This is a genomic window from Paraglaciecola sp. (assembly GCF_030730205.1).
In the GTDB taxonomy this organism is placed as follows: Bacteria; Pseudomonadota; Gammaproteobacteria; order Enterobacterales; family Alteromonadaceae; genus Paraglaciecola.
Genome location: NZ_JANQVQ010000341.1, coordinates 1 through 6,633, shown reverse-complemented (window position 1 = coordinate 6,633; position 6,633 = coordinate 1). Strand labels below are relative to the sequence as shown.

The following is a 6,633-nucleotide window of genomic DNA, read 5'->3' as shown; positions in this document are numbered from 1 at the left end:
GTTCACATGGATGTAAGCAAAATGTCAAGGAACTCATGACCCGAATAACTAACATTTAGTCAAATAATATAGTTGCTTTTTTACAAAAATCCTAAGTGATTTTTAATTGCATTAGTTTTGAGCAAAATTGCTCCAAATATTCTTAAGATTGGTTAATTTAAAAAGCAAAGTTAAAATCTGCGGGCAAAATAAGTAAAACGAAAATGAATTTAGATAATACTTCATTATCAAATAAAACTATTTTCATAGAATTCCGGAAGTACACATAGTTTATGAACCTTTATTTACCCAAACAACCTGAAGATACGCGTTTCAGGTTGCTTGGGTATAGATTTGCCGAGCTGACTAAAACTGCTTTACGGGGAAATACCCGCAGCGCTTAATATAGTAAGTGTTGGCGAAAGTTGTTTCTCATAATTTTTCCATCGCCCAATCGAGCGGTTATGCGCCGTTTCACGGACTTGTACCGCGCTGGCTGTTACAACGGCCGTATTATTTTTTTCAAAATTGGAACAATTATCCTCCCATTCAAGGCCTAGGTATTTGATAAGGTTGCGTGCTTGGGTGTAGTTATCTGTCACAATATCTTCGTAAGCAATATCAAAAATTTTATCAGGCATAATTGCATGCCAATATTCCATTAAATTTTTGTACATAACATAATGCTCTGCCATTTCGCACTGGTCGTAACTATGTTGATAAACTTCTTCAAATAGCTGTTTAAAAACCGCAAAACAAGTATCTGCCGGACTGCGCGTAACATGAACAATTTTAGCTTTTGGAAATGCTTTTACAATAAATCCAACCAACATGAAATTCATCGGAAATTTATCTATAAAATATGGTGTACTTCCTCGACGATTAGCCAAGCCTGTAAGATACGATTCTGCCAATAGCTCCCCGCTTACATCTTTGGATTTATTGATTAATTCTGCTGAAATAAATTCTTCGGTTCTTACGCCAGTTAAAGCTCGAAGCGACATAGCCAACTGGACAGGTTCACCTGCTGAGTGCACCAAACTATGACTGGAAATTATTCGGTCAACGAGAGTCGTACCTGTGCGAGGCTGACCAATTATAAATATTGGCGCTACTTCATTGTGATCATTATGAGCTGTTCTAAGCCAATTTTCTGTACAAATTGTTTTAATTGCTTCAAAAGTCTGCTTGGCTTGGAAACGGTCATAATTAACGATACTGCGTTTTGCAGCGGCTCCACGTAAAAATGCATCAAATGCTTTATCCCAACATTCAGTATCTTCAAATAATTTTCCTGCACCATAACCCAGATAGGCTATAGAACTTGGCAATCCTTTCGATTCATCCATAATGGAAACTAATTGTTCTGCCATCACATTATCTGTTGCTTTAAACAACGAAGATAGAATCCACCGCGACTCAGCATTGTAGGGATTAAGTACAATAGCCTTTTCTATCGCTTCCTGCGCACCTTTGAAATCACCTAATTCTAAAAGACTGACACCAAGAGCGTGACAGTATGTAGCTTCAGTAGGTGATTTCTGCACAGCCATACGGAGATATTTAGTCGCATCATCAAAGTATCCCAATAGACTCAATACATGAGCAATTGGAGCTAGTACCTGCGCTTTCTCGCTACCAATTTTTTGCGCCCTCATCACAGCAGTTTCTGCATCAATCATATTACCGGTTTGAGCATATACTAAGGCCAAAAAAGCCCAATACTCTGACATTGACGCATCCAGCTCAGCCGCAGTCTCAAATGCCCTTAACGCAATATCCAACTGCCTAGTTTCTAAAGTCACTCTGCCAATCAAATAATGTGCTTGCGGAATATTTCTGTTGGTGCTTAATATTTGTTTGGCAATATCTATTACTAACTTGAAATTACCCTGCTCCAATGCATCAAACCCGCAGGCTAATCCAGTTGCAATTGTTCGTTCTTGAGATTCACCATTAATATAATTCATTTTGATAATTGCCAGCTCATACAATACCCCTTCAAAAAATGCAAGTTTATCGATGGAGAAAGCACTATCAGGCACACCAACCGATTAAAAAATAATTGAAAATACGAGTAAAAAAGACCAAATATCACACAACTCAGGCTATTTTGGCCACCTATTGAGTAAAATACTCATTGAAAATTACTCACAGAACGCCTTTGAAATTATCAACAAACTCAGTCATCAAATGCTCAACTTCCGTCGAACCAAGTGATGTTGAGTATATTTTTTTTCTGGCCTGAACGGTACTGGCAGTAAATATCGGCCGAGTACTTTGGTGAAATTCCAGCATAGAGGATTCAAACTCTAATTGGCAATATTCCACCATGGTTTTTATTTCTTTCTCAGTATTGTTAATCAAGTCTGCATAATTAACATTCAAAACAGAATTCGCAAAAATCTTATTCCAATGTTTGTACAATTCAAACTCACAATTAAAATAATCGGCTATGTGCTGCTGTTGACAACTCCAGCTCATCCCCTGACTAAAGTGAGTTTTAAAACAAGACCATGCTGAATCTATGGGATTTCTGCGTAAAAAAATAATCGGAGAATCAGGGAAAACCTGACGAATCAACCAAACAAAACGACTATTATTCAGGCTTTTATCAACAATAACTCCATCACTGCCAAACTTTTCATGAGCAAATTTCAAATAAACTCGTTTAATTTCGGTAAGCTGCTTAGAGTTAGTTTCAAAATGACTCATAGACTCACCGATTGGCTCGCCAAGGGTTAAGCATCTAGCTGCGCGCTCCATGCCATTAAATTCGCCACCACCAAGAACTTTACTATGGCTACATAGAATTTGTTCTAGTAAAGTCGTGCCACTTCTGGGTAAACCAACGATAAAAATAGGACTTTGGTCATTGCAGTTAATTTGCAAATCGTTTTTAACTTGCGTGACGGCAGCCTTTTGAATAATTTTTTTAACTCTGGCCACCTCTTTTGCCAAACTAAAATCTGATTCTTGACTAATTATTGCTTTCGACTTTTGCGCATACTGAAATGCAAGCTCAAAATTATTGTGATCCTCATAAACTTTAGCAAGTGCTGCCAAAAAAGATGACTTAGAACGAGCATTGCTTTTGTCCAATAGTTGATTTTCGTAAGACAACATTTTTTTGAATATTTCACCATCAAGCTCAATATCAAGCGAATTAACCAGTATTAGCCATGCCTCTCCAGCATGCGGCCAGAAAGATAAGGTTTGTTGCGCATATTTTGCCGCCGCCTCACTGTCGCCCATTTGCAAATATACGGTACTCAAAAAATGGCTAAGTTCTGGGCTTTTATTGTTATCTTTAAACATGAGCTCAGCTTTGTTGACCGCATTTCTAAACTCACCCACTTCAACCAACGCAGCTAGATATGCCAGTTCTATATTTAAGCTACTGTTTGGCCTTTTTTCAAAGAGTTTAAGTGATTCTTTGGCGAGGTTAACTTCACCCGCTAATAGTGCAAGTTTGCCAATACCCAACCAGTCTTCATATAGTTCTGGTTTATATTTAATGAGTGTGCTCAGGTGAGATGCGGCATTGTCTAATTTGCCTTGTTTGATTGATTGAACTACTTGCTCAAATATCTGCTTAACATCTAACATGCTAGTAAAAACCTTTTCAATATTCACTTCTAATAAAAAAGCCCCGCTCAGCGGGGCTTACAATTAAATACTTTAAAGATGTTTAGAATCTTAAAGAGGCGCTAATCCGCACATACCGTGGTGTCTGCCAGTTAGTGGGCAAACCAAAGGTAGGATTAACCAAATTAGAAGCTTCACCATCAGGGGTTTCCTGATCATAAATTTCACTTACTTCGGTAGCAGTATCACTGTTTAACACGTTAAATACATCAGCACGTAAAGTTAAATCATAATCTTCATTAAGCTGAATAAAATAACTAGCCGTAACGTCAATATTTAATACGTTGTCTGTGGTACCTAAAGAACCACGAGGTACTAACTCACCATTAGCATAAAAAGACTCAGATCCATAGGCCTGGGCAAATACATCCGTTGGGTGATATCCAAATGCATTCTTCGGACGACCTGATTGCCATTGAGCATTAACACCCAAATTCAAACTCTCTGTTACCTGATAAGAGCCAAATACCTTAATCGCATGACGTCTGTCATTAGGTAAGTTACCGTACGCGCCATCTAATAATCCAGGTTGGTCAAACAAGGTGGTTAAACCTGCATCATCCTGGCCGTTATCTGAGCGAATATAACCTTCGTTATTACCCCAGCTATGTGACCAGGTGTAAGCGGCATTTAATAACCATACACCATCCCAAGCTTTTTCAAATGTAACATCAACCGCAGCATACTTACGAATAGAATCAGGATAATTTAAGTCCTCTGCAGGAATAGTATACTGAACGCCATCGTCAGCGACAAAAGTCAAATCAGTGTTCGGGTTAGTTAATACGTAGTAGTGGAAACCACTACATTCCGTGCATGACCTATCAAACTCACGTTCCAGATATTTATTAAAACCAAAGTCAATCGCGACATCTTCAATGGTGGTTGAAAGTTCACGGTAAGTACCTTGAACAGCCATACTCCAATCATCGGTCAATTGGAACTGATAACCTAAGATGTATTCATCTGAATACATAGACTCGAGGCTGCTATCAACAATGGACTCTTTACTGGGCACATCACCGTCAGAAAACACCTGCTGAGGTGCCGAAGCGGGAGAACTTTCGTTAAACACAGGAATGTCCAGAGAAGTGTCGGCCCAACCCTCAAATGCTCTGAAGTCGTGAATATAAGTTTCTGCACCAGACAAACGTATATTGGTATTGGCCGCAACTGGCAAATAATAACGGCCATAACTTGCCCATAGTTTAGAGTCGCCTTCACCGGTTACGTCATAAACCGCGCCTAAACGCAACGCCCACTGGTTGTCTAATTTAACAAAAGACTCCCCTGCTCCGTTAAAGTTTTCAAAAGCATCATTACGTACACCAACATTGATGACTAGGTCATCCGTCGCCTGCCATTGATCCTGAATATAATAGGCAAAGTTTTTATTTTCAAAATCACCACCTGATGAATAAGTACGACGACGAACCTCACGGGGAACAGGGTTAGCCGGATCGGTCACATCATCAACGTATATTAGATAGTAGTTGCCACCAGAAAGCACAGTATTAGCGGTGGCGGTTAGTGTTTCAGAATCCACCCCCAAACGTATTTCATGGTCGCCAATATACCAGTCTGCATCAATTCGGAAGACTTCACGTTCATCTTCACCTACATCAACCAAAAAGTTGGCAAAATTACCGCCTTTCAAAAACGAGCCATTGCTATCTAAACGACGGTAAATAACCGGGTTAGCGTCCAAAGCACTTGATACAGTTCTGTTTGCTTTGTTTAAACCGTACATGGCTGAAATTGAAAAATCGTCGCTTAGTATACTGGTATATTTGGCAATATAGTTTTTACCACCTTGCTTGGTAATACCTACTGCAGGTTCGCCAACGTTACCATTTGTCGATATAAAGCTTGAATTCAATTCTTCGCTTTCGTCAGAAAAGGCAGTCAATTCAAGTATATTGTTCTCGTTAATATACCAGTCAATTTTAGCCCCCCAGAAAGCATCATCGTCTTCATCTTTGTATACTTCCTGGATTACATCTCCACCAAATGGTTCTTCTGCTGCTCTGTAATCAAAAGTATCTGAGCGCGGATTGTACAATGCGTAAAAGAATAAAGTATCTTCAATGATTGCACCGCTGGCCCATAAATTTGTTTCCCAGTATGTATTTTTATCGTAGTTGTTATCTACATGCAGGGTGCCGTCTGGGCGAACGCCATTAGGTTTATCTTCACGCAACCCATCAGGCTCATAAAAAACATTGACGCCCCATTTAAATTCGTTGGTTCCACTCTTAGTTTTAGCGTTAACCACACCACCGGTTACTCGGCCGTATTCCGCTGAATATCCACCTGTATTAACTTCAAATGTATCAAACATTTCAAATGGTGGGTTACTTGAACCTACACCAGTTCTGAAGTTGGTCAGGTTGAGGCCGTTTACATAATAGGCATTTTCTGCCGCAGAGGCTCCGCCAATTGAGGGGACATTACCAAAATTAGAATCGCCTTTAGTTGTGCCGGGCGCTAATAAAGCAACGCTTGTTAAATCACGTGGAACAGGCACCCTATCAAGGGTAACAGAATCAATAACAATACCCGTACTGTTACTGGTTACATCGACCAAAGATATCACAGAGCCGGTAACTTCGATGCGTTCCACACTTGCATCGCTTAACGCTAGATTAACATTGACCTTACCGCTGATGCCTACTGTGACACTTTCTTCAACAGTTGTTCTGAAACCGTCTTTTTCAGCAACAATTTTGTAAGGCCCCGGGGGCAACAAGGGGAAACGAAAAACACCGTTGGCATCAGAAACAACAGAACGTTTCAAACCTGTCTGTAAGTTTTCAATGGACACAGTAACGTCAGAAAGGACTGCACCAGAAGTAGTAATAGAGTTACCGGTGATGTTCCCGTTAGTATTATTAGCCAACGCAGGCAATGATAAACCTAAGCAAGCAGCTACTGACAGTGCAGCAGCACTTTTTTTAAATGTAAACATGTATGTCTCCCTGGACCACTAAGTTTATAGTGTGAATG

At 39.7% G+C, this 6,633-nt stretch carries 3 protein-coding genes; all 3 read right to left on the bottom strand.

What is annotated here, in order from left to right; all coding sequences use genetic code 11:
• Positions 1 to 356: 356 nt before the first annotated feature.
• Positions 357 to 2,024: a tetratricopeptide repeat-containing sulfotransferase family protein gene (locus NWQ57_RS22465; RefSeq protein WP_306024429.1), complete on the bottom strand. Its 1,668-nt coding sequence runs from the start codon at positions 2,022 to 2,024 to the stop codon at positions 357 to 359.
• Positions 2,025 to 2,130: 106 nt separating this feature from the next.
• Positions 2,131 to 3,588: a tetratricopeptide repeat-containing sulfotransferase family protein gene (locus NWQ57_RS22460; RefSeq protein ID WP_306024428.1), complete on the bottom strand. Its 1,458-nt coding sequence runs from the start codon at positions 3,586 to 3,588 to the stop codon at positions 2,131 to 2,133.
• Positions 3,589 to 3,670: 82 nt separating this feature from the next.
• Positions 3,671 to 6,595, bottom strand: coding sequence for a TonB-dependent receptor (locus tag NWQ57_RS22455; protein ID WP_306024427.1), 2,925 nt, complete (start codon positions 6,593 to 6,595; stop codon positions 3,671 to 3,673).
• Between the last annotated feature and the right edge of the window lie 38 nt (positions 6,596 to 6,633).

Bases quoted from the DNA above. Each gene is read 5' to 3' on its own strand.
- NWQ57_RS22455 (WP_306024427.1), bottom strand. From the start codon at position 6,595: ATGTTTACATTTAAAAAAAGTGCTGCTGCACTGTCAGTAGCTGCTTGC.
- NWQ57_RS22460 (WP_306024428.1), bottom strand. From the start codon at position 3,588: ATGTTAGATGTTAAGCAGATATTTGAGCAAGTAGTTCAATCAATCAAA.